Origin of the sequence: Agreia pratensis (assembly GCF_900177685.1) — a bacterium.
In the GTDB taxonomy this organism is placed as follows: domain Bacteria; phylum Actinomycetota; class Actinomycetes; order Actinomycetales; family Microbacteriaceae; genus Agreia; species Agreia pratensis.
Map to the genome: position 1 here is coordinate 87,283 of NZ_FXAY01000001.1, position 22,274 is coordinate 109,556.

Annotated in this window: 22 protein-coding genes; 3 read left to right on the forward strand and 19 right to left on the reverse strand. The window is 65.4% G+C overall.

Annotation, left to right across the window (positions count from 1 at the left end):
• Positions 1-116: 116 nt before the first annotated feature.
• From B9Y86_RS00415 to B9Y86_RS00440, 6 genes are all read right to left on the reverse strand, one after another.
• Positions 117-1,034: a tyrosine recombinase XerC gene (locus tag B9Y86_RS00415; RefSeq protein WP_085481910.1), complete on the reverse strand. Its 918-nt coding sequence runs from the start codon at positions 1,032-1,034 to the stop codon at positions 117-119.
• Positions 1,035-1,100: 66 nt separating this feature from the next.
• A complete protein-coding gene (locus B9Y86_RS00420) occupies positions 1,101-3,239 on the reverse strand; it encodes an alpha-galactosidase (RefSeq protein ID WP_085483623.1) in 2,139 nt (712 codons plus the stop codon).
• A 19-nt stretch (positions 3,240-3,258) separates the two neighbouring features.
• The gene (locus B9Y86_RS00425) at positions 3,259-4,596 is read right to left on the reverse strand and encodes an ABC transporter substrate-binding protein (protein WP_085481912.1); all 1,338 of its coding nucleotides are present in this window, start codon (positions 4,594-4,596) and stop codon (positions 3,259-3,261) included.
• A 56-nt stretch (positions 4,597-4,652) separates the two neighbouring features.
• Complete coding sequence (locus tag B9Y86_RS00430; protein WP_085483625.1) at positions 4,653-5,459, reverse strand: carbohydrate ABC transporter permease; 807 nt, start codon at positions 5,457-5,459, stop codon at positions 4,653-4,655.
• Positions 5,460-5,512: 53 nt separating this feature from the next.
• Positions 5,513-6,418, reverse strand: a complete 906-nt coding sequence (locus tag B9Y86_RS00435; RefSeq protein WP_085481914.1) for a carbohydrate ABC transporter permease — start codon at positions 6,416-6,418, stop codon at positions 5,513-5,515.
• A gap of 3 nt (positions 6,419-6,421) precedes the next feature.
• Positions 6,422-8,473 (reverse strand): beta-galactosidase, encoded by a 2,052-nt coding sequence (locus B9Y86_RS00440; RefSeq protein WP_085481916.1) that lies wholly within the window; start codon positions 8,471-8,473, stop codon positions 6,422-6,424.
• Positions 8,474-8,668: 195 nt separating this feature from the next.
• Between B9Y86_RS00440 and B9Y86_RS00445 the strand changes: the two genes are divergently transcribed.
• Positions 8,669-9,691, forward strand: a complete 1,023-nt coding sequence (locus B9Y86_RS00445) for a LacI family DNA-binding transcriptional regulator (RefSeq protein WP_085481918.1) — start codon at positions 8,669-8,671, stop codon at positions 9,689-9,691.
• A gap of 26 nt (positions 9,692-9,717) precedes the next feature.
• Here the strand turns inward: B9Y86_RS00445 and B9Y86_RS00450 are convergent, their stop codons facing one another.
• The 9 genes from B9Y86_RS00450 to B9Y86_RS00490 form a co-directional block, all read right to left on the reverse strand.
• Positions 9,718-10,584, reverse strand: a complete 867-nt coding sequence (locus B9Y86_RS00450) for an SDR family oxidoreductase (RefSeq protein WP_085481920.1) — start codon at positions 10,582-10,584, stop codon at positions 9,718-9,720.
• 9 nt (positions 10,585-10,593) lie between these two features.
• Positions 10,594-11,829, reverse strand: a complete 1,236-nt coding sequence (gene dprA, locus B9Y86_RS00455; protein ID WP_244894568.1) for a DNA-processing protein DprA — start codon at positions 11,827-11,829, stop codon at positions 10,594-10,596.
• Positions 11,830-11,840: 11 nt separating this feature from the next.
• Positions 11,841-13,373 (reverse strand): YifB family Mg chelatase-like AAA ATPase, encoded by a 1,533-nt coding sequence (locus tag B9Y86_RS00460; RefSeq protein ID WP_085481924.1) that lies wholly within the window; start codon positions 13,371-13,373, stop codon positions 11,841-11,843.
• Positions 13,370-13,732, reverse strand: a complete 363-nt coding sequence (locus tag B9Y86_RS00465; RefSeq protein ID WP_085483627.1) for a YraN family protein — start codon at positions 13,730-13,732, stop codon at positions 13,370-13,372. Before B9Y86_RS00465 ends, B9Y86_RS00460 begins: the two co-directional genes overlap by 4 nt.
• Before the next feature lie 105 nt (positions 13,733-13,837).
• Positions 13,838-14,161 (reverse strand): DUF2469 family protein, encoded by a 324-nt coding sequence (locus tag B9Y86_RS00470; protein ID WP_044442048.1) that lies wholly within the window; start codon positions 14,159-14,161, stop codon positions 13,838-13,840.
• A gap of 12 nt (positions 14,162-14,173) precedes the next feature.
• The gene (locus B9Y86_RS00475; protein ID WP_342351710.1) at positions 14,174-14,896 is read right to left on the reverse strand and encodes a ribonuclease HII; all 723 of its coding nucleotides are present in this window, start codon (positions 14,894-14,896) and stop codon (positions 14,174-14,176) included.
• Entirely contained in the window at positions 14,833-15,579 is a 747-nt protein-coding gene (lepB, locus tag B9Y86_RS00480) for a signal peptidase I (protein ID WP_085481926.1), read from the reverse strand. The genes B9Y86_RS00475 and lepB overlap by 64 nt, the downstream gene beginning before the upstream one ends.
• 101 nt (positions 15,580-15,680) lie before the next feature.
• Positions 15,681-16,031 (reverse strand): 50S ribosomal protein L19, encoded by a 351-nt coding sequence (gene rplS, locus B9Y86_RS00485; RefSeq protein ID WP_044442052.1) that lies wholly within the window; start codon positions 16,029-16,031, stop codon positions 15,681-15,683.
• A 152-nt stretch (positions 16,032-16,183) separates the two neighbouring features.
• On the reverse strand, positions 16,184-16,687 hold the full coding sequence (locus tag B9Y86_RS00490; RefSeq protein ID WP_139824666.1) for a hypothetical protein: 504 nt from the start codon (positions 16,685-16,687) through the stop codon (positions 16,184-16,186).
• An 84-nt stretch (positions 16,688-16,771) separates the two neighbouring features.
• Here B9Y86_RS00490 and map point away from each other — a divergent pair, with 84 nt between their 5' ends.
• Positions 16,772-17,539: a type I methionyl aminopeptidase gene (gene map, locus B9Y86_RS00495; RefSeq protein WP_085481930.1), complete on the forward strand. Its 768-nt coding sequence runs from the start codon at positions 16,772-16,774 to the stop codon at positions 17,537-17,539.
• Positions 17,540-17,553: 14 nt separating this feature from the next.
• On the opposite strand, the gene B9Y86_RS00500 is transcribed toward map, so the two are convergent.
• On the reverse strand, positions 17,554-18,291 hold the full coding sequence (locus B9Y86_RS00500; RefSeq protein ID WP_085481932.1) for an aspartate/glutamate racemase family protein: 738 nt from the start codon (positions 18,289-18,291) through the stop codon (positions 17,554-17,556).
• Positions 18,292-18,326: 35 nt separating this feature from the next.
• The gene (locus B9Y86_RS00505) at positions 18,327-19,877 is read right to left on the reverse strand and encodes an NCS1 family nucleobase:cation symporter-1 (RefSeq protein ID WP_085481934.1); all 1,551 of its coding nucleotides are present in this window, start codon (positions 19,875-19,877) and stop codon (positions 18,327-18,329) included.
• Between the two features lie 185 nt (positions 19,878-20,062).
• On the opposite strand from B9Y86_RS00505, the gene B9Y86_RS00510 reads away from it, so the two are divergent.
• Complete coding sequence (locus B9Y86_RS00510; protein WP_085481936.1) at positions 20,063-20,725, forward strand: helix-turn-helix domain-containing protein; 663 nt, start codon at positions 20,063-20,065, stop codon at positions 20,723-20,725.
• Here the strand turns inward: B9Y86_RS00510 and trmD are convergent.
• Positions 20,681-21,412, reverse strand: a complete 732-nt coding sequence (gene trmD, locus B9Y86_RS00515; RefSeq protein WP_085481938.1) for a tRNA (guanosine(37)-N1)-methyltransferase TrmD — start codon at positions 21,410-21,412, stop codon at positions 20,681-20,683. The genes B9Y86_RS00510 and trmD overlap by 45 nt on opposite strands.
• 150 nt (positions 21,413-21,562) lie before the next feature.
• Positions 21,563-22,018 (reverse strand): endonuclease domain-containing protein, encoded by a 456-nt coding sequence (locus tag B9Y86_RS17445; protein WP_176223211.1) that lies wholly within the window; start codon positions 22,016-22,018, stop codon positions 21,563-21,565.
• Positions 22,019-22,274 lie beyond the last annotated feature (256 nt).

The window sequence follows — 22,274 nt, forward strand, 5'->3', positions numbered from 1 at the left end:
AGGTCAGTACACCTCGCCTCGTCTGCTGCTCGAGGCACGCCCGCGAGCGATCCTGCTGCCGGTCTCAGCCGCGGGCGTCGGCGGGGTCGGCGGGGTCGAGCGACGGATGCTGCGGGTCAGGCCCGCGGGTGCGCCTGACGGTAGGTCTCGCGCAGCCTCTCCGTCGTCACATGAGTGTAGATCTGGGTCGTGCCGAGGCTCGCGTGACCGAGCATCTCCTGCACCGCGCGCAGGTCGGCACCGCCGTCGAGCAGATGGGTGGCCGCCGTGTGTCTGAAAGCGTGGGGTCCCTCCGGTCCCGAGCCCGGGACATCCAGGAGCAGCTTCGAAACGAGCCCGTAGACCGACCGGGTGCCGAGCCGCGCGCCGCGCGCGCCCAGGTAGACGGCCGACGAACCGGAACCGTCGCTCGAGCGCGCCGCCAAGGCGGGCCGCCCACGCTGCAGGTAGTCGACCAGGGCGAGATGGGCGGGCTGGCCGAAGGGCACGACTCTCTCCTTATTGCCCTTGCCCAGCACGCGCACGGTGCGTCGATCGAGATCGAGGTCACCGGTATCGATGCCCACGAGTTCCGAGACACGCAGCGCCGATGCGTACAGCAGCTCGACGATGGCGAGGTCACGAAGTGCCACCGGCTCGCCGTCGAGGGTTCGAGCGGCCAGGGAATCGAGAACGCCATCCATGGCATCTCTCGACAGAACCCGCGGAAGGCTGCGATCGGGCTTGGGCGCCCGCAACCTCGCCGCCGCGTCGATGGTCTGCTCGTCTGCGCGGGATAGCCAGGCAGAGAAGCTCTTGGCCGTGGCAGATCGTCTCGCCAGTGTGGCCTTGGACAGGCCGGACTGCGACGCCGACCACAGCCAGTCGCGGTAGACCTCGAGCGTCATCTCGTCGGTGTCGTCGATGCTTCTCTGCGTCGCGAAGGAGGCGAGCGCCGCAAGGTCCGAGCGGTAGGCCCGGACCGTGTGCGGCGAATAGCCGCGCTCGCCGACGAGATACGACGTGAAGTCGTCTATCGCGCGTGCGAGCTGCATGCCTTCAGCATGCCGCGTTCGGCGCAGATTCGCTCGCAGGCCCGCCCGACGAGACGAGCTGAGCGCTCAGACGGCCGCCAGATGCAGAACGAGCGCCTGCTCGGGCAGAAGCAACGGCATGGCGAGGCCGAGCTCGGCGAGCACGCGACCGGACAGGGTGATCTCGCCATGGGTCCACCACTCGGGCGGAGCGTCCTGCAGGACGCGGGGCCACTCCCCGAGCTTCACGGCGCGAACGCGGTACACGAGATCCGGCTCCAGCCCAGGGAACGTGACCGGCGCAACGGCGGAATCGCGAGTCGCGGCAACCGTGACGACCGCGAAGATCGCGACCGAGGCATCCGGAGCCACGATGCCGTGCACCTGACGAGCCGGATCGACATCGTCGGCCCTCACGAGCACGCCCGAGTGCAACAGCACCCGCTGTTCGCGATAGAACGAGGTCCAGGCCCTGATCGCGTCGAGCTCCGGCTCGCTCGCGGTCGTGATGTCCCACTCGATGCCGGCGTGGCCGAACAGCGCCGTCGCGAGCCGGAAGCTCAGCTCGTGACTGCGGCCGGTCGTGTGAGCGGTCGGTGCACCGAGGTGCACGCCCAGGAACTCGGGGGGAACGAGGCCGGCCGTGTGGCGGTAGATCGCCTGGCGCTCGAGCGAATCGTTGGTATCGCTCGGCCAGACCCGGTCTGTGCGTTCCAGCACGCCGAGGTCGACGCGGCCTCCGCCAGACGAGCACGATTCGATCTCCACGGTCGGAAACTGCTCCCGGAGAGCATCCATGAGTCGGTAGCAGGCGAGCGTCTGACGATGTGCCGAGCCGCCGAGCAGGTCGCGGTTCTGATCCCACTTGAGGTAGGCGATCGGGTACTCGTCGAGCAGGGCCGCGAGCTGGCCGTGCACGTGAGCGAACGCATCCGGGTTCGACAGGTCGATCGCCTGCTGAAAACGCCACGGCTGAGGCAGCTCGGCATTTCCCGCCGACAGCACCCACTCGGGGTGGGCCCGGAACACGTCGGAGTCGACACTCATCATCTCGGGTTCGACCCAGAGGCCGAAGTCCATTCCGAGGCCATGAACTCTTTCGATCAGGGGGTGCAGGCCGTCGGGCCACTTGGATGCGTCGACGATCCAGTCGCCGAGCGCGCGCCGGTCGTCGGTGCGGCCCGTCATCCAGCCGTCGTCGAGCACGAAGCGCTCCACGCCCACGCTGGCCGCGGTCTCTGCCAAGTGCGTGAGCTTCGCGAGATCGTGGTCGAAGTACACGGCCTCCCAGGTGTTCAGCATGACTTTGCGTTCGCCGAGACGACGTCGGGAGCGCACGAAGCCGTGCAGGCGCCCGGTCAGGCCGTCGAGGCCTCTGTTCGACCAGGCCGAGACGAGCCAGGGCGAGCGATAGGTCTCGCCTGTTGCCAGCCGAACCTCGCCCGGTTCGAACAGCTCCCCCGCACCGACAAGCGAGTGCCCGGTCGCCGAAGCCTCGGCCCACAGTCGTTGGTCGCCGCTCCAGGCGAGGTGAGACCCCCATACCTCGCCGTGCCGGAAACCGAAATGCGGGGTGCCCGCCACCAGAAGGAAAGCCGCGTCGTGACCGGGGCGGCCATGCCTGCTGTCTCTCGTCCACGTTCCCACATCCAGATCGTGGCGTTGAGGCTGGCGCTCGCGCGGCCAGCGACCGGTGAAGTCGAGCAGCTCCCGCGCCCTCGAGGGAACCGGAAGGGTGGCGTCGAGAGAGGCCAGCGAGTAGACGCTCGATCCCTCGTTTCGCACGCTGAGCCGCTGCCGCAAGACGCCGTCCGCCGACAACTCGATGTCGATCTCGACGACGAGAGCCGTCGCATCCGGCTCGCCGGGAACCGGCGGGATGGACTCGAGAACGAGAGTGAGGTTCTGGTCGGTGCGCCGCGCGTGTCTGAGACGGAGCGCGGCCGTGTGCTGCATACCGAGGGCCGAGATCTGTGTGCCCTCGTGATAACCGGCGAGGCCGGGTCTGCCCGACCACCCGTCGGCCATAAGAGGCACGACCCGTTGCAGGAGAGCAGAGTCGATGGAGCTCGGACCGACGGCGGGCCGCTGGGACTCGACGAGGTTCTCGAGGGCGCGCTCATCGAGCTCGCCCAGGTCGGCTCCGAAATGAATGACGGCGGGCACGGCCGTGCCGCGGGCGTCCAGCACGAAGCTGGTGCCCGCGGCACGGAGGTGGTGGATCATGTTCACCTGTTAATCATGCTCACTTGTTGACGGGAATCGCAGCCGCGTCGAGTGCGTCGATCGTCTTCTTCTGACCCGTCTTCAGCGCGTCGGTCAGCGTGCCGGTGCCACCCAGCACCTCACCGAAGCCGTCCGCGACGTCGCCGTAGGTCTGCGTCATCGTGGGGCCCCAGACGAAGTCGGAGTTGGTCTCGGTCGCAGCGGTCGCGAACGTGTCGTAGATCTTCTGTCCACCGTAGAAGTCGACGCCCTCGCTGAGAACGGGCAGCTTCAGTCCGGCCTTCGTCGCGGGGTACAGGTTGGCTTCCTTGTTGAGAGCGGTGAGGGCCTCGTCGCTCGTGTTCAGCCAGAGAGCGAACTGCGCAGCCTCGTAGGGGTGCTTCGAGCCCTTGAGCACGGCCGTGGAGGAACCGCCCCAGTTGCCGGCCTTGTTCTCGCCAGCCTTCCACTGCGGCATGGGCGCAACGGCCCAGTTGCCGGATGTGTCGGGGGCGCCGCTCGAGATCGAGTTGGCTCCCCAGACGGCCGAGATCCAGGTCCAGTCGCTGCCCGTGTTGTAGGCGTTGTTCCACTCGTCGGTCCAGGCCGGAACCTTGGAGACGAGGTCGGTGGAGATGAGGCCCTGCCAGTAGTCGGCGACCTTCTCGGACTCGGGCGACGTCAGGGTGACATCCCACTTGTCACCGTCGTTGGAGAACCAACGACCGTCTGCCTGCCAGACGAGACCGGCGAACCAGTTCACGTCGTTCTGCGGGAAGTTGGTGATGTAGCCGCCCTGCGAACGGATGGTCTTGGCTGCCGCCGCGTACTCGTCCCAAGTGGTCGGCACGGGAATGCCGGCCTTCTCGAACAGATCCTTGCGGTAGTACATGGCCATGGGGCCGGTGTCCTGCGGAATCGCGTAGACCGAATCCTTCTCTCCGAACGTCACCTGGTTCCAGGTCCAGTCGATGAAGTCGTCTTTGCTCTCGGTGACGTTCTTGCACGAGGCGATGTTGGTCAGACCGTCCTGCACACGGAAGTTCGGAAGAGCGTCGTACTCGATCTGGCCGAGGTCGGGGGCGTTGCCCGCGCTCAGCTGGTTGAAGAAGTTCTTGTAGGTGCCGCCGTTACCGTTCGGGCCGGTCTGCACCTTCACCTGGATGTCGGGGTTCTCCTTGTTCCAGATGTCGACGACCTTATCGATTCCGGGAATCCACGACGTGTAGGTCAGGTCGACCTTGCCGTCGCTCGGAGCACACGCGGCGGCGTCGCTGCCCCCGCCGCTTCCGCTGCTGCCGCCCGCGGCGCATCCCGTGAGGCTGATAGCCGCGAGAACACCGAGCGCCACGATGCGCTTGCTGTTTTTGATATGCATTTTCTCTTCCTTTGACTGTGCGGTTCTGTGGTGAGGGGTGGTGCGGGTGGCAGCGGCTACTTGACGCTGCCGGCCCCCAGACCTCCGCGCCAGAAGCGCTGGAGGCTGAGGAAGGCGATGATCAGCGGGATGATCGAGAGGAATGCCCCGATGATGACGAAGGTGCGGATCTCAGGAATCTGGTTGACCTGCGAGTTCCAGGTGTAGAGGCCGAGGGTCACGGGGAACAGCGTCTGGTCGCGCAGCATGATGAGCGGCAGGAAGAAGTTGTTCCAGATCGCCACGAACTGGAAGAGGAAGATCGTGACCAGCGCCGGCGTCATGAGGCGGCGCGAGACCGAGAAGAAGGTGCGCACTTCGCCCGCGCCGTCGAGCCGCGCGGCTTCGAGGAGTTCGTCCGGCACGCTGGCCGCGGCGAAGATGCGAGCGAGGTACACCCCGAACGGGCTCACGATGCTCGGCAGGAACACCGACCAGAACGTGTTGGTCGCGTTGAACTGGCTGAAGATCAGGAACAGCGGCAGCGCGAGCGCGGTGGCCGGAACCAGAACGCCGCCGAGCACGGTGTTGAAGATCAGTTCCCGACCCGGAAAGCGGTACTTCGCGAGGGCGTAGCCACACATCGCCGCGAAGAGCGTTCCGAGCAGCGCGCCGAAGCTCGCGTAGATGATGCTGTTCAACATCCACTTCAGGTACACGCCGTCGTTGTAGGCGAAGAGGTCGCCGATATTGGTGAACAGGTTGAAGTCGGCGAACCACAGGCCGGCCGTGCTCGAGAACTGCTCGCGCGACTTGGTCGAGCCGATGAAGAGCCACCAGATGGGCACGAGGAAGTAGAGCGTCGAGATGCCCATCACGATCATCGCCGCGGTGCGGGAGGCGAGCTTCTCTTTGGGAGCTCCGGCAGATATCTGGGTCACTGGTCGCCCTTACGCTGGGTGAATTTGAGAAAGACGAACGACATGATGAAGGTGGCGAGCGCCAGCACCACAGACATGGCGGCGGCAAGGCTCACGTTCGGAACGGCCGAGGTCGTGTAGACGGCGATGTTGGGCGTGAACGTGCTCGACACCGACGAGGTGAAGCTGCGGAACACCTGAGGCTCCGCGAGCAGCTGAAGCGTTCCGATGATCGAGAAGATCGCGGTGAGCACGATCGCCGGCATCACGAGCGGGATCTTGATCGAGAGCGCGATCTGCAGCTGGTTGGCGCCGTCGAGCCTCGCTGCCTCGAAGATCTCGCTCGGCAGAGCGAGCAGCGCCGAGTAGATGATGAGCATGTTGTAGCCGACGTAGACCCAGGTGACGACGTTCGCGATCGACCAGAGCACCGTCTCGGGCGCGAGCAGGTCGAACCCAGAAGTGAAGGCGGCGAACGGAGAGAGGTTCGGCGAATAAAGGTAGCCCCACATGATGGCGGCGATAACGCCCGGCACGGCGTAGGGCACGAAGAATGCCAGCCGGAAGAACTTCTTGCCCTTCACGAGCGGAGAGTCGAGCAGCAGTGCGAGAACGAGCGCGAAGCCGAGCATCACCGGCACCTGCACCACGCCGAACAGCGCGACCCGGCCGACGGATGCCCAGAACGCCTCGTTCTGGAACACCAGGATGTACTGGGTCAGGCCGCCGAAGACCTCGACCGGCTTACCGAAGGTGCCGTCGCGCTCGACGACGAGCAGGGACTGCCCTATCGCCCAGCCGATCGGCAAGAGATAGAAGGCGGCGAACAGCACGGCGAAGGGAGCGAGAAAGATCGCGATCGCCCTCTTGTGTTTGACGGGTGTGCGGCGGGCTTTCAGCCGCGGCACAGAGGTGGTCGTCACTTCTTAGTTCCTGCTCTCTCTCACGACGCGCACCGCGCCGGCCGGCACGTCGAGCGTTCCGTTCTGCGCGGTCTCGTTCGTAGCTGATGCGGGTGTGCCGATCTCGGCGCCCGTGAGGATCTCGGTGCCCTGCGTTCGGTACTCGAACGAGGCATCCGTGTGGTTGATGATGAAGAGCCAGCTGCCGGATGCGCTGACGCGGCGCACGATCTCGACGCCCACGGGGTGGGCCACGGGTACCGTGACACCCGCTTCTCGGGCGGCGCGAGCGAGTGTCTCGGCGAGCGATGCCTCGTCGAGGGCTGTCGCGAGATACCAGGCGACACCGCTTCCGACCGTGTTGCGCGTGACGGCGGGGACTCCATGAACGGGGCCGTTCGCGAAGACGGAGACCGCCTCTGCGCCCTCCAACCGCAGTCGCTCCGACCACAGACGAGCGCTCTGCCCGTCGCTCAACTCGAGAACCGTCGACGGGTGAAGCGGAACGAACTCCTCGCTCCGCACACCGAGGAGTTCGCGGAAAGCACCGGGATAGCCGCCGGGACGCACTCTGTCGTGCTCGTCGACGATTCCACTGAAGAAGGTCACGACAGCGTGCCCGCCGGCCGCCACATAGTCGACCAGCACCTGGGCCGCGGCATCCGTGACGCTGTACAGGCTCGGAACCACGACGAGTGTGTATGCGTCGACAGGGGCTCCGGGGGCCACGATGTCGACCGTGATGCCCGCGCCGAGGAGGGCGTTGTATGCGGCGTGCACCTGCGCGAGGTATCGCACCTGGACCGACGGATGCGAGTCGAGGTCGGTGGCCCACCACGCTTGCCAGTCGAAGACGATGGCCACCTCGGCCTCGACGACGCTGCCGGTCACCTCGGCTAGCCGAGTGAGGATGTCTCCGAGCTCGACGACCTCGCGCCAGACGCTCGAGTCCGTTCCTGCGTGCGGCAGCATCGCCGAGTGGAACTTCTCGCTGCCCTGCAGCGACGCTCTCCACTGGAAGAAGCTGATTCCATCGGCACCACGAGCGACGTGGCTGAGGGTGTTGCGGATCATCTCGCCCGGCGCCTTGGCGATGTTGAGCGGCTGCCAGTTCACGGCCGACGTCGCCTGCTCCATGAGCATCCACGGGCGCCCGCCGGCCAGGCCGCGCGTCGCATCCGCCGCGAACGACAACTCAGACCGCGGGTCGCCCAGTCGGTGATCGAGATAGTGGTCGTTGGCGATGACGTCCATGTGCGGGGCCCAGGCCCAGTAATCCTGGTTGCGGATGTGCGCGGTGACCATGAAGTTCGTCGTGACGGGTGCAGAGCTGTGCCTGCGAAGAATTGCCTGCTCTGCCTTGTAGTGCGCGAGGAGCTCATCCGAGCTGAACCGCATGAAGTCGAGGGCCTGCCCTGGGTTGCCGGTCGACACGGTGAGCTTCGGCGTGCGGATGTGTTCCCATGACGCGTAGCGCTGGCTCCAGAACGAGGTACCCCAGGCGTCGTTCAGATCGTCGATGCTGGCGTAGCGCTCCTTGAGCCAGCCGCGGAAAGCCTCGGAGGAGATCTCGCAGTAGCAGTGAGCGTTGTGGCAACCGATCTCGTTCGACACGTGCCATAGGCGCACGGCCGGATGTGCGCCGTATCGCTCGGCGATCTTCTCGACGAGCGCGAGCGCGTGCTCGCGGTAGGCGGGCGAACTCGGGCAGAACGCCTGCCTTCCGCCGAACTCGCGACGTGTGCCATCGGCCATCATGGGCAACGACTCGGGGTAGTCGGCGCTGAACCATGGGGGCGGGCTCGCCGTCGCCGTTCCGAGATTGATGCCGATGCCGTGATCGTGAAGGATCTCGATGATCGCGTCGAGCGCGTCGAAGTCGTAGCTGCCGCGCTCGGGTTCGAGCTGCGCCCAGCCGAAGATGTTCAGCGCGACCAACGTGACGCCGGCCTCGTTCATGAGGCGAGCATCTTCGAGCCAGGTCTCTCGGCTCCACTGCTCGGGGTTGTAATCGCAACCGAACGTGAACGCGGAGGCGTCGCCATCGATCAGGGTGGCTACTGCGGTCTCGCTCACGGTACGGGCTCCATTGTCTGTGCATGCTCGATCCCACGGCGTCGCCGTCTGGGAACGCTCCCAGTTGCATTCACACGAAAATTCGTGGGCACTTCTGGGAACGGTCCCAGAATATGCATTCCTGTGTCGACGTGTCAATTCCGGTGTGCCCCCGCAACCACACCCAGCAGACTTTCAGCCCAGTACAGTGGGCATATGACCGCCCGCCGAGCCGCATCCGCCCGCGCGACCATCAATGATGTCGCGGCGGTCGCAGGCGTCTCGCGCGGCACGGTTTCGCGAGTGCTGAACGCCGAGGCATACGTCTCGGAGGCGGCGCGTTCGGCCGTGATAGATGCGATCTCGAAGGTCGGTTACGTTCGCAACAATGCGGCCCGCAACCTGGCTACGAGACAGTCACACGCTGTGGGCCTCGTGGTGCACGAACCCCACTCGCTCTTTCTCGAAGACCCGAACATCGGCAGCATCCTGCTGGGCATCAACTCCGCCCTCTCTGACGCCGACTACCAGCTCGTCTCTCTCGTGATCGACTCCGATCGCGACAGTCATCGAGTAGCCGAGTATCTGAGCGGCGGATTCGTCGACGGAGTCATCATCGTGTCGGCACGTGCGCACGATCCCATCGCCAAGGTTGTCGCCGAGCTCGGCATCGCGGCGGCCTTCGTCGGCCATCCCGTCGACATCGAAGGAATTCCGTATGTGGGCATCGACAACTTCAGTGCCGCCAAAGCGATCACCACGAGGCTGAAGGAGACCGGCCGACGACGCATCGGCATGATCGCCGCAGGCCTCGACCGCGATTCTGGCCAAGATCGCATGGCGGGGTTCCGTGCTGCGCTCGGCGACAGTTTCGATGCCGAGCTGGTGATCACGACGCCTCTGTACGCGCATGCAAGCGGCGTCGACGGAATGCGCCTGCTGCTCGACCGGGCACCCGACGTCGACGGCGTCTTCGCTGCATCAGATGCCATGGCTGCGGGAGTCATCGATGTCCTTCGCGAGGCCGGACGATCCGTTCCCGGCGATGTAGGGGTCGTGGGATTCGACGACAGCGCGTGGGCGACACGAGCGCAGCCGCCTCTGTCGACAGTTCACCAGCCAGCCGGCCAGCTCGGTCGGCGCGCTGCGGAGAGCGTGCTCGCTCAACTCCGAGGCGAGACCGTCGACACCGATGGCACCTTTCTCGAGACGGCCATCGTCTGGCGCGACTCGGCCTGAGTCCGACGGCCGGGTGCGCCGCCCGCTCACATCCTGTCGAGGAACTCCCCCAGCGTCTCCGGCTGGTGCCCCGTGAGTGAAAGAACATCACCGGTGATGCGCGACTGTTCGCCGGCGGCCATCGCCGTATACGTCGACACCCAGGCATCCACCTGCCATGACGGCGCGCCATAACTGGCACGAGACTCGTAGGCCTCGGGCAGCGTCTCGTCGTGGAAAGACACCGGGCGCCCCGTCTTCTGCGTAATGATGCGGGCCACCTCGTCGAGAGTCAGGGCCTCGCGTCCTGTCAATTCATAGGTTGCTCCGCGGTGCGCTCCCGGGTCGCGCAAGACCGCGAGCGCCGCGTCTGCGAGGTCGGCCCTGCTGACAGCCGAGACCCGACCGCCGCCGGCCGGTCCGCGAATCACTCCGTCGTCGCCAGCCAACAGTGCGAAGAAGTCCATGTAGAAGTTGTTGCGCAGAAAAGTGAAGTCCAGTCCGGACTCCCGGATGTGCTGTTCTGTTGCGAAGTGGTCGCGCGCGAGCGTGAAGACAGCCTCCGGGTGTGCGCCGAAGAACGATGTGTAGACGATGTGACTGACGCCCGCCGCCGCAGCGGCATCGATGAACGCTCGATGCTCGTCGACCCGGTCGACGCTCTCCGACGCCGAGACCATGAAGAGCGTCTGTGCACCCTCGAGCGCGGCCCGGCTCGCGGCGCCGTCGCGGTAGGCCGCCTGACGCGCCTGTGCACCGGCGAGCTGAGGCGCGCGACTCGCGTCGCGCACCACCAGCGTCTGACCTTGTCCGAGATCAGAGAAGGCACGGGCGACGCTCCCACCAAGATGACCCGTGGCGCCGGTGATGGCAAGCGACGGAATGCTATTCGCGAGTGGCTCTGCAAGGTTCATGCCCTCACGCTACCTTTTCTGCTTCCTCCACCCCGCCTCTCCCTCGATCGCCGCGCCCTCGAGAGCCAGCAATCCCAGCACGCCCTCGGTTGCGCCCATCGACATCCCCGTGCGTCTGGCCACGTCTGCGGTCGTGCGCGCCGATCGAACGCTCAGCGCGTCGAGCACCCTCACCTGATCGGGCGGTAGCCGATCCGATGCTGCGTCGAGGCCGATATCGAGCTCGGGCTGTTGCGCATCGCCTGCCATGCCCGACGCAAGCTCGATCACTTCGTCGACGCTCGTCACACACACCGCATCGAACTCTCGGATCAGCCGGTGGCACCCTGCCGAAGACGGAGATGTGACCGGCCCGGGTACCGCGCCGAGAGGCCGCCCCACGGATGCCGCGTGGGCCGCCGTGTTGAGCGACCCCGAGCGGCGCCCGGCCTCGACGACGACGGTGGCGACACTCGACGCGGCGATCAAGCGGTTGCGTTGAAGAAAGCGCCATTTGGTCGGCGGCGAGCCGCAGGGCAACTCGGAGACAACGGCGCCGACGGTGGCGATGCGGCCCAGCAGAGCGTCGTGACCACTGGGATAGAAGCGATCGACACCTCCGGCGAGAAAAGCGACCGTGAGCCCGCCACTCGCGAGCACAGACCGATGAACCATGCCGTCGATGCCATAAGCCGCGCCCGACACGACGGACACTCCCCTATCGCTCAGCCCGGCTCCGAGTTCCATGGCCATATGCTCTCCGTAGCCGGTGGCCGCTCTCGCGCCGACAAGGGCGACCGACGTCGGAAGCGATTCCAGTGCCGCATCGACACCTCGCACCCACAGCGCGATCGGGCCGTGCACCCCGAGGTCGTCTACCGCGGAGGGCCAGACGTGGTCTGCCGGAAGAATAAGTCGGGCCGAGACCCTCGCTGCCTGCCGCAGTGCCATGACGACGGAGCTCGAGACGAGGCGAGGCCTCCACCGATCGAAAGCCAGCGCGAGGTCGTGCGGCGCAACCGGATCGACCCCTGAGCTGCTGCATTCCACCGTGACTCGATCGATGGTCCACGAATCGACCAGAGACGTGAGCGCCGCCACCGCACCCAACGACGACACAAGCGCCCCCGCAACAGAGTCGCCCGGCTCTGCGATGCCTGTCCACGCTGCTCTGGCGAAGATCTCAGCCGCAGCCGACTCGTCGACCTCAGCCCCCGCGACAGCCGACACTGCAGCGGCGAGACCCATCACCTGATTCGATTCCAACCCGAAAACAGTCACGACTGCAACGACTTTCGCAGGTAGAGCGCGCGCCCGACGTGTTCCGCCGTCGGCGATTCCACGGCGTCGAGGTCGGCGACCGTCCAGGCCAAGCGCAGCACCCGGTCGTAGCCCCGCATGGTGAGGCCTCCTCGTTCGAGCGCTCTGTCGAGTGAGGCCGTCGTGGCACGGTGAAGCCGACGTGGACCGGTGCGAAGCCATGAGCCGGGAACCTGCGAGTTCAACCGCCAGGGCGTCTTGGCGAGCCGAGCCGCCGATCGAGCCCGCGCGTCGCTGACGGTGGCCCGCGCCGTGGCCGTGTCGAGTCGCTCGGCACCATCTGCCATGCGGAGTTCGGCCGCAGTGATGCGCTGCACGCGCAACTGGATGTCGATGCGATCCATCAGCGGCCCCGAGATTCGCCCGAGATACCGTCGACGAGTGTGCGGGGTGCACGTGCACTCGGAGTCGCGCGCACCGTACTGCCCGCACGGACACGGATTCGCCGCGAGTACCAGCTGGAACGTAGCAGGAAACGAGGCGACGGCATTTGCACGGTGAATGCTGATCACGCCCGTCTCGATGGGCTGTCTCAGGGCGTCGAGCACCGAAGAATTGAATTCGGGGGCTTCATCGATGAAGAGAACGCCATGCGATGCGCGAGCCGCGGCCCCCGGTCTGATCTGCCGCGAGCCACCGCCCACCAACGCAGCCGCGGTAGCGGTGTGGTGCGGACTTTCGAGAGGAGGGCGCGTGATGAGTTGCGAGCCGACGACTTCGCCGCTGAGCGATCGAAGCGAACTGACCTCGAGCGATTCGAGGGCGCCGAGATCGGGAAGCAGCCCGGGCAGCCGGGCAGCGAGCATGGTCTTACCCGCGCCAGGTGGGCCGAGCATAAAGAGATGGTGCCCGCCGGCAGCCGCGACGACCAGCGCCTGCGTCGCATCGCGGTTGCCGACGACATCAGCCAGCTCGAGCACAGGGGTTTCGGTGGCGCTCTCTCTGGCAAGCAGGATCGGCTCGACCGGCTGAGGCTGGAGGGTGCTGCCGTGAAAAATGGCCGCGTCACGAACGGAGGCGACGGGAATGACGGTGATGCCGGGCACAAGCGAGGCCTCATCAGCATTGCCCGTGGGCACCATGAACCGGGTGAACCCCAGCCGAGCAGCGGCGGCCACCGCAGGCAGGATGCCGCTGGTCGGCCTCAACCTTCCGTCGAGTCCCAGCTCGCCGAGGTGCACCACCCTGCCGATGGATTCGGCGCTGATGCTGCGTGCGGCGGCGAGCAACGCCATGGCGATGGCGAGGTCGAAGACCGGGCCGAACTTCGGCAGCGCGGCCGGTGACAGATTCACCGTGATGCGCCTTGCCGGCAGAGGGCATCCGGCGTTGCTGGTGGCGTGCCGCACCCGCTCGCGCGCATTCGAGAGGGCTGTGTCGGGCAGCCCGATGATCGTGAACGAGGGAAGGCCGGGCGTGATGTCGGCCTCGACCTCGACCATCTGACCGGTGAGACCGAGCAGGGCGACGGCGGTCGTCGTGCCGATCATCGGAAGACCCCACGCAGGTGCTCGACGACAGGTACGCCGCCGTCACGGATGAGCACGGAAACCGCATCGATTCGTATGACGCCAGGACGTGCGCCTTGCTGAGCCTCGCACCAGGCAGAAGCGAGCCGCCGCAAGCGCGCCAGCTTCGCATCGGTGATCGCTTCGAACGGGTGCCCGAACGCCGTCGATGATCGGGTCTTGACCTCGACGAACACCGTGTCGCGCCCGTCGATGCCGACAAGATCTATCTCACCGTGCTCGCATCGCCAATTGCGCTCGAGAACGGTGAAACCCTGGTCAGCGAGATAGCTCGCGGCCACGTCTTCACCCTGACGACCCAGGGCATCTTTTGCTTTCATTCGCGCCTCCGCCATCGAGGATGACAGCGCACGAATCGCGGCAGACGGCTGCCGAAGAGAACGGGCGAAAGCCACTCTCCACAGGCTCAGCCGAGGAGAAGACGGTTACTCGTCGAGCGCGAGTTCTTTCGGAAGCTCGAAGTCCTTCGTCGACAGCTCTTCGACGTTGACGTCTTTGAACGTCAGCACGCGCACGCTCTTGACGAAGCGGTCGGAGCGGTAGACATCCCACACCCACACGTCGTTCATCACGAGCTCGAAGTAGAAGTCGTGCTCGGTGTCGCGGCGAACCAATTCGACGTCGTTCGCCAGGTAGAACCGGCGCTCTGTCTCGATCACGTACTTGAACTGCGAGACCACATCGCGGTATTCGCGGTAGAGGGCCAGTTCGACTTCGCGGTCGTAGTCCTCGATCTCATCATCTTCCATGGTTCGCCTAGTCTACGGCGTCGAAACGAGGGCGGGTTCCTTGAGCCAGCTGCGGCGATGGAAGTCGCTGGGCCCGTGGGCGGCGATAGCCTCCATGTGCACGGTGCTGCCGTAACCCTTGTTGCTGTCCCAGCCGTAGTGCGGCGTATCGGCATGGCGGTCGATCATCAGCCGGTCGCGGTGCACCTTCGCCACAACGGATGCCGCGGCGACAGACGCGCAGTCGCGGTCGGCTTTCACGCGAGTCACGACGTTCAGCGGAGTGGAGAGCGCAGGGGCCAGCCAATCGTGGGAGCCGTCGAGCAGGATCACGGAACCGGCGACATCCACCCCGCGGCCGTAGAGCAGGCCGAGACCACGCTTGGCGGCGAGCCCGAGGCACGCGATGATGCCGAGCTCGTCGACCTCCTGCGGGCTCGCGAGCCCGACGGCGCTGTCGAGCGCCCAGTCCGCCGCGAGTGGCGCGATGCGCTCGCGCGCAGCCTCCGAGAGCATCTTCGAATCGCGCAGTCCTGCCGGAATGGGCGCTCGCCTGCTGGCACGGATCACACAGAGACCCACGGCGACGGGCCCCGCGAGAGCTCCCCTGCCGACCTCGTCGATTCCGATGACGAGACTGGCGCCCCGGCGTTCCAGGCCGCGCTCGACCGTGAGGGTCGGGTCGGAGACAGCTATTTCGATCCCTCGCTCTCGACGCCCGCGAACACATCGGAGTAGTTGTCGAGGAACGTCCAGCGGTCGGTCGGCCAGGTGATCCATAGAGCGCGACCGACAACGTTCTTGATCGGCACGAAGCCCTTGCCGGGCTGGTCCTGGTTGTAGCGCGAGTCCTTGGAGTTGTAGCGATTGTCGCCCATGACCCACAGTGAGCCTTCTGGGACGGTCACGTCGAAAGCGATTGCGGAGGCAGCCGTCTGGCCCTCGGGACGTTTGATGTACGGCTCGTCGAGTGGAACGCCGTTGACCGACATCTGCCCCAGGGCGTTGCAGCAGGTGACATGATCGCCAGGCAGACCGATGACCCGTTTGATGAGGTGGTCGTTGGCGTCACTCGCCGTGAGGCCGACCGTCTCGAGAACCCAGTCGAGGGCTGCCGCGACGGGCGCCTTCTCGGGCTCGATGGTCGCGGGCAGCCATCCGCCCGGATCGGCGAACACGACGACATCGCCGCGCTCGATCGGCATCAATCCCGGCTCGAGCTGGTTGACCAGAATGCGGTCATTGACCTGAAGCGTGTTCTCCATCGACCCGGAGGGGATGTAGAACGACCGCACGAGGAAGGTCTTGATCAGCACCGACGCCAGAACGGCGACGAGGAAGATGATGAGGATGTCGCGAAGGAACAGCAGTGCGCTGCGCTGCTTGCGCGAATTCTTGTGCCGGCGTGACGTACGCGATGGCATGGTCGTTTCTGTCATTTAACCACCTGAGCTCCCTGCCATTTTATGGGCAGGGAGCTCAGGGATGTGAATCAATGGGCCGACGGCGTTTCGGCTGTCAGTCGATTCGAAGGCTTGCGTTACGCGTCGCGCTTCTCTTTGATCTTGGCCTTCTTGCCGCGGAGGGCACGCAGGTAGTAGAGCTTCGCGCGACGAACGTCACCGCGGGTGACGACCTCGATGTGGTCGATGACCGGCGAGTGAACCGGGAAGGTACGCTCGACGCCGACCTGGAAGCTGACCTTGCGCACGCAGAACGTCTCGCGAACGCCCTCGCCCGAGCGGCCGATGACGACGCCCTGGAAGACCTGGATACGCGAGCGCGTACCTTCAACGATGTTGACGTGCACCTTGACGTTGTCGCCGGCGCGGAACTCGGGAATGTCGCTACGCAGCGATGCCGCGTCGACGAAATCGAGAATGTGGCTCATGATGATGATTCGCTCTCTGCAACCGCCACAGGTCGACTACGGGGTAAAAGAAGTGTGAGTTTCGGTGCCATCGTTTATCGCAGACTCCCCTGTGGCAGAGTCGGGCCGAGGCACAATCGTTTATTCTGCCACACGCGGCGCCCGCGCCACAATCAGTGGGTGTCGCGACTCGTCTCGATGACGATGTACTCGCCGTCGTTCCGGATGCCCGCGGGCACCTGGTTGGGGCGGAATCCCGTACCCGGGGCGGCCGGCGGAACCTCGAACGAGGCGAACGCATCCTGAACTCGTTTGCGTGCCTCGACGAAAAACTGCCACACCGCGGCCCAGAACCCGCCGATCACCGCCACGATCAGCACAACCGACGCGGCGGTCGATGCGGCCGTGTTGAGGCCCAGGGTGATCGCCGACGCCGAAATCACGGTGAGCACCGCCACGTCGATCCACGAGACGAGTTTGGATGCGCGAACGCCCGGCCTCGCATAGACGATGCCGGCGATGGCGGCCAGCGCCACGAACAGCACGATGCCGGCGAGGAGAACGCCCAGGGTTTCCCATGCGCCTCCACCGAAGACAGCGCTGCCGACGAGCAGCCACGCAGGCAGAAGGACTGCTGCGGGGAACAGAACAGAGTAGAAAGCCCGACGAATCATCACCTCTTCAGGCTATGCGCGACAGTTAGGGAATTTGCTGGGATCATGTGCGCCCCGGGCGAACAAGAGAGCGGGCAGAATAGAGACATGATCGAGTTGCGCACGCCCACAGAAATCGACGAGATGCGGGCAGCGGGGCGCTTCGTCGCCGACGTGCTCACAGAGCTGAAGTCCAGGGCCGCCGTCGGCATGAACCTCCTGAAGCTCGATGCGATCGCGCACGAGATGATCCGGTCGCGTGGCGCCGAATCGTGCTACATCGACTACCACCCGTCGTTCGGCGCCAGCCCCTTCGGAAAAGTGCTGTGCACGTCGGTCAACGACGCCGTGCTGCACGGCCTCCCCCATGACTACGTTCTCCGCGACGGCGACCTGGTGAGTCTCGACTTCGCCGCATCCGTCGACGGCTGGGTGGCCGACTCAGCCGTGTCGATCGTGGTGGGCACACCACGCTCCGAAGACCTGCGGGTCATCGAGACCACCGAACGAGCACTGGAAGCCGGCATCGCGGCCGCTCGCCCCGGAGGACGTCTCGGCGACATCTCTGCGGCGATCGGTCAGATCGCGGCAGAGGCCGGATACCTCGTGAACACCGACTTCGGCGGTCACGGCGTGGGCCGCACGATGCACGGCGACCCCCACGTTCCGAACAGCGGTCGGCCTAATCGAGGGCTCCCCCTGCGCGCCGGTCTCGTCATCGCTATCGAGCCGTGGTTCCTCGAGACGACCGACAAGATCGTCACCGACAAAGACGGCTGGACCCTCCGCAGCGCCGACGGTTCACGGGGCGCGCACTCCGAGCACACGGTCGCCATCACAGAGGACGGCCCGCTCATTCTGACTGCCCGTTCATAACGGATCGCCCAGGCTCAGTCGACGAGTTCGAAAGCCGAGAGCCCTCCGACATATGCCTTCGGCAAAGGACGAGCGAATTCGTCTCGTCTCGAGGTGGAGTAGCCGAGCGTGACGAGTGACTCCACGAGCTTGGTGGCCGCGCTCACCCCGTCGATTACGGGAACGCCGACCTCTGCCGAGATGTAGCTGCACAGGTCGGCCATCCCCGCGCATCCGAGCACGATCGAGTCGGCTTTGTCTCGCTCGACGGTCTGCCGACACAGATCGATGATCACCTGGGCGGCGCCGGTCGACGGGTCGTCGAGAGCCAGCACGGGGATGTCGCAGGCGTAGACGCCCACGCATCGATCTGCGAAGCCGTAGTGCCGCACCAGATCTTGAGCTCGCCCTACCGTTCGAGACAGCGACGTGACGACACTGAAGCTTCGGCCCACCAGAGTGGCCGCGTGCATCGCTGCCTCGGCGATTCCGACGACCGGGCCGCCCGCGAGCTCGCGAGCGGCATCCAGCCCTGGGTCGCCGAAGCAAGCGATGACGTACCCATCAGACCCCGCGCGCTCGCCCTCTGCGATCTCGTGGAGCAGACCGGGCACTGACAGGGCCTCGTCGTAGTGGCTCTCGATCGAGGCCGGACCCATCGTGGGATTCACCGCGCTGATGCGCGTTCCGGGGCCGGCCACCCCCCGGGCGCACGATCCGATCATGTCGGTCATGGCCCGGGTGGTGTTCGGGTTGATCACGGTGATGTGCACGAGTGCGTGTCCGTTCGATGGTGCGGTGGATGTTGTTACTGAATGACCGAGGCGGTTTCGTGCTCTTCGGCCGCCTGCATGCTGCGGGCCGCCTGAGGGCTGATCTTCTCGGCGAGCCAGTAGACGGCGAGTCCGATTCCGCAGCCGATGAACCATGCATAGGAGGCTGCGCCCTGCAGAACAGGAATGAAGACCGTGCTGGCCGCGAGCACCGCTCCGACCGCCGTCGCGATGACGGCGTTCGGGTTGAAGCCCTTCTTGTACCAGTAGCGCCCCTTCTCGCTCATCGTGTAGAGGTCGTCGACGTAGACCGTCTGCTTGCGCACGATGTAGAAGTCGCAGATCAGCACACCGAACAGCGGGCCGATGAACGCACCCAGCGTGTCGAGCGTGTAGTGAATGATCTCCGGGCTCGAGTACAGGTTCCACGGGGTGATCAGCACACTGCCGACGGCGGCGATCATGCCGCCCATGCGCCAGGAGATCTTCTGCGGCGCGACGTTCGAGAAGTCGAAGGCCGGCGAGACGAAGTTCGCCACGATGTTGATTCCCACCGTCGCGATCGCGAAGGTCAGTGCTCCGAGGATGATCGCGTAGACGTTGTCGATGCGGGCGACGGTCTCGATCGGGTCGGTGATCAGGGTGCCGAAGACCGGAACCGTGGCAGATGCGCAGATCACGACGAGCAGCGAGAACACGAGGAAGTTCAGCGGCAGTCCGAGGAGGTTTCCTCGCTTGACCGCCTTGAACGACTTGCCGTAGCGCGAGAAGTCACCGAAGTTCAGCATCGGGCCGGAGAAATACGACACGACGAGCGCGATGGCGCCGAGCATCACGGGAACCGCGTCCCAGCCCTGGAACTTCACCGAGCCGAGGTTCAGGTCGATGTTCTCCCAGCCCGCCTGCGACACGAGGTAGATGGCGAGAATGATCATCACGACGTAGACGGCCGGGCCGCAGAAGTCGATGAACTTGCGGATCGACTCCATGCCCCGCCAGAACACGAAGGCCTGAGCGACCCAGAGAATGAGGAACGCGATCCAGCCCAGCAGTGACAGACCTGCGAAACCGACGGTGTCGGCATCCGCAATGCCTGCCAGATCGGGCCAGAGCTTCAGGGCGACGACGACGAGCGCGGCCGAGGCCAGGTAGGTCTGGATGCCGTACCAGGCCACCGCGATCAGGCCGCGGATGATCGCGGGGATGTTGGCCCCGAGGACACCGAACACGGTTCGCGAGATCACCGGATAGGGCACACCCGACTGCTGACTCGGCTTGGCGACGAGGTTGCAGAGGAAGTAGACGATCGTGATGCCCACGAGCAGAGAGACGAGCACCTGCCAGCTGGCGAGTCCGAGCGCGAAGAGGCTGCCCGCGGTGACGTAGCCGCCGACGCTGTGCACGTCGGACATCCAGAAGGCGAAGAAGTTGTAGGCGCTCCAGGTCTGCTTCTTGAGCGGCGCCAGATCCTCATTGCTGAGGCGTGGATCGTGGAACGCTTCGACGACGCCGCTGCCCGTAGGCAGTCCCGCAGCCTCGAGCACGTCGCCGGGCTTCTCCCCGTGGGGGTTGATGACCTCGGTCATGGAATTCTCCGGTTTCTCATCAGTGATGCGACAGTGTGGTTGGAGGGTGGTGGTCGGTGGACTCTTCGAATCGATCCACGTTCCCTAAGCGGCAGCTCCCCAGGGCCCCGTCAGTGCTCATAAAGCTATTGCTTAACACGTGCCGCACGATTTCGTGCCTGTTACAGGCATGTGACAATTGACGGGTGGAGAACGTGCTCGAGTCCGGAGACGCTGCGGCCCTCAGCGCGAACGAGTCCCTGGGGCGCAGACTCCGCGAACTCCGCACACAATCCGGTCTCTCGCTTCGAGCGTTGGCCCGATCGCTCGACATCTCGGCGAGCGCCGTGTCGCAGATCGAGACCGGCGTGATGGTTCCCTCGGTGAACCGCCTGATCGCGATCGTGACGGCGCTCGGCGTGCCTCTGTCAGCCGCCTTCGAAGCCCCGGGAGCAGAATCGGCGGCAGCATCCACCGCCGCAACACTCGGCGACCGGCTCGCCGACCTCGCCGACGAGCCGGTCGAAGGTGACGGCTACGTCATCTCACGCGCGGGACGCGTTCCCCAGATGAACCTCGAGTCGGGTGTGATCTACCGCAGGCTCTCCCCCGGCCCGGTTCCCGGCCTCGAGATCTTCGAATCCACCTACCCTGCAGGCTCCACGGGCAGCGCCCACGGCGACCTCATCCGGCACGACGGCTTCGAGATCGGCAGCATCACCTCGGGCACTCTCACCATCACCTTCGAGCGCGAAGACGTGACCCTGTCGGCCGGCGACTCGATAACGTTTCCCGCGACGAGGCCCCACCGCCTCAGCAACCGGTCAGGCGAGTCGTGCGTCGCCGTCTGGCTGATCGTTCACTCGTAGAAGGTCGGGCCGAACCCGCGCGGTGCGTTCGAGCTGCTGCTCGCGACGCCACTCGGCGATGAGGCGATGATTGCCGCTCAGCAGCACCGGCGGAACAGCGCGGCCCCGCCATTCGGACGGCTTCGTGTAGCTCGGATATTCGAGGAGGCCGTCTTCGTGCGACTCCTCGACCAGGCTCTCGGGGTTTCCGACAACCCCCGGAATGAGCCGGCCGATCGCCTCGATCATGGCCATGACGGCGACCTCGCCGCCGTTCAGAACGTAGTCGCCCAGGCTCACCAGGCGCACCTCGGCCCGCTCAGCCGTGTCGTCGAACACGCGCTGATCGATGCCTTCGTACCGCCCGCATCCGAACACCAGGTGCTCGCGGGTCGACAGCTCGCGCGCCATCTTCTGGGTGAACACCTCGCCGGCCGGCGAGGGAAAGATCACGAGCGGGGCCCCGGATGCCACGGGTTCGGCATCGAGGATCGCGTCGAGCGCCTCGCCCCACGGCTCGGGCTTCATGACCATTCCAGCTCCGCCACCGAAGGGAGTGTCGTCGACCTTGCGGTGCCTGTCGTGAGTGTGGTCGCGCAGGTCGTGCACGCCCAACGCGATCAGGCCCGACTGGCGTGCCTTGCCGAGCAGTGAGATGTCGAGCGCGTCGAAGAAGCTCGGAAAGATCGAGACGATGTCGATACGCATCCTGAAAGCCTAGCCGCGGCGGGCGCCCTGCTCCGACGGATGTCAAACCGGAGGAGATACGCAACTCCGACCGCTTATGCGCGTCGGTTTGTCAGTTCTCCTCCGCTTTGCGCGCTCGATGCCCTGTTCGCCCGACTTGCGACACAGGATTCACCCCAACCCATCGCGGCGTTGTCGCATCGACCAGAAATGCTCTCGCCGAGCGACGATCGCTCGGATGACAGACTCCACCAGCGCCCACTCGCTCATCACCTGCGAGAAGCTGAGCCTCATCACCACAAACCCTTGTCTCATGAGTTCCAGATCTCGCCGCCGATCCTCTGCATATGCGATCGGACCGGAATGCCAGGCCTCGCCATCGAGCTCGATGACAAGGCGCTCTCCCACGAGCAGATCCACATATCCCACTCGCGAGATCCGCACCTGCGCTCGGTACGGAATTCCGAGCGCTCGGAGCCGAAGCCGCGCTTTCGTCTCCAAACCAGACTCCGCCGACATATCGACGAGGTTGAGGTACGGGCCGTACTTCGCCGGCAATTGCGCAACGACGTCCCGCAGTTCAGGGAGAAGAATGTGGCCGCCTCGAAGCGCTGAATCCAACGACACGATGACGTTCTCTCTCGGCTGGCAGCGAAAGACATGAGCCAGAGCGATCGGCACGGGATCAACAGCTGTCGCCGGGGACGAGTCGACAGCGTCACGGTGCAAACGGACGCCACGAGCCGCGGGGCGCCCGAGTTCGATTCCGCGGTCGTGCGGCGCCGAGAGATGGCCCGCGTGTCTCCCGACACGCACATGGAGGAGGTGGTCGTCGTCGCACCAAATTCCTCGGCGCTTCAGCACCGACAAGCAGCTGAGAGAA